The 950-nt window shown below is 68.2% G+C and carries 1 protein-coding gene; it reads left to right on the forward strand.

Going from position 1 to position 950, the window contains the following annotated elements:
* Window positions 1-82: 82 nt before the first annotated feature.
* Window positions 83-928 (forward strand): IS5 family transposase, encoded by an 846-nt coding sequence (locus MXD58_RS25630; RefSeq protein WP_308302048.1) that lies wholly within the window; start codon window positions 83-85, stop codon window positions 926-928.
* The last annotated feature ends 22 nt before the right edge of the window (window positions 929-950 follow it).

The following is a 950-nucleotide window of genomic DNA, read 5'->3' on the forward strand; positions in this document are numbered from 1 at the left end:
CTGTGATGTTCGGGGTGTGCGATGGGTGTGCGTTCGCGGGGAAAGGGCCTGACCGGGTGGTCGGGCGGGTGACGGTCAGGGGATGCCGCGACGTCACCGTCACCGCTATCCGTCTGATCTGACCGATGCCCAGTGGGCGCTGATCGAGCCGCTGCTGCCGCCGGCAGCGTCGATCGGCCGCCGCGAGAAGCACGACCGCCGCGATCTCGTCGACGCGATTGGGTACGTCGTGCGCAACGGCTGCGCCTGGCGGGCGCTGCCGTCGGACTATCCACCGTGGCAGACCGTCTACTACTACTTCGCCCGCTGGCACGACCAGGGCGTGACCGAACGTGTCCACGACGCGTTACGTGACCAGCTCCGCGTGCAGGAGGGACGTGACACCGAACCGACGGCAGGGATCATCGACTCCCAGTCCGTGAAGGGCGCCGACACCGTCCCGGCGGCCAGCCGCGGCTTCGACATGGGTAAGAAAATCAACGGCCGCAAGCGATTCCTCGTCGTTGACACCCTGGGACTGCTGCTGGCCGTGCTGGTCGTTCCCGCGAGTACGCATGACACCGCCGGTGGGCGGCAGGTTCTTCTCGACAGCTACTTCGCCGGCCGCCGGTTACAGCTGGTGTTCGGTGACGGGATGTTCGCCGGGACGATCGTGGACTGGGCCGCCCGTCTGCTTGGGCTCCGGGTGCAGGTCGTGCGCCGGCCTGCGGGGCAGAAGGGCTTCGAGGTCCTGCCCCGCCGCTGGGTCATCGAACGGACCCTGGCGTGGATCACCGGACACCGTCGTCACGCCCGGGACTACGAACGCCGCCCCGACCACGCCGAAGCCCTGATCCGCTGGGCGATGATCGGCGTCATGGCCCGGCGGATCGACCGGCGCGCACCCGCCCGACGGCCAGGACCCCGACCGCTACAGAGAATCATCTAACCGACGATCTCAAACACCTTCT

The sequence above is a fragment of the Frankia sp. AgKG'84/4 genome, assembly GCF_023242965.2.
Classification (GTDB): domain Bacteria; phylum Actinomycetota; class Actinomycetes; order Frankiales; family Frankiaceae; genus Frankia.

What these genes read in the sequence shown, in the direction of transcription:
- MXD58_RS25630 (WP_308302048.1), top strand. Translation starts at nt 83, where the DNA reads ATGCCGCGACGTCACCGTCACCGCTATCCGTCTGATCTGACCGATGCC.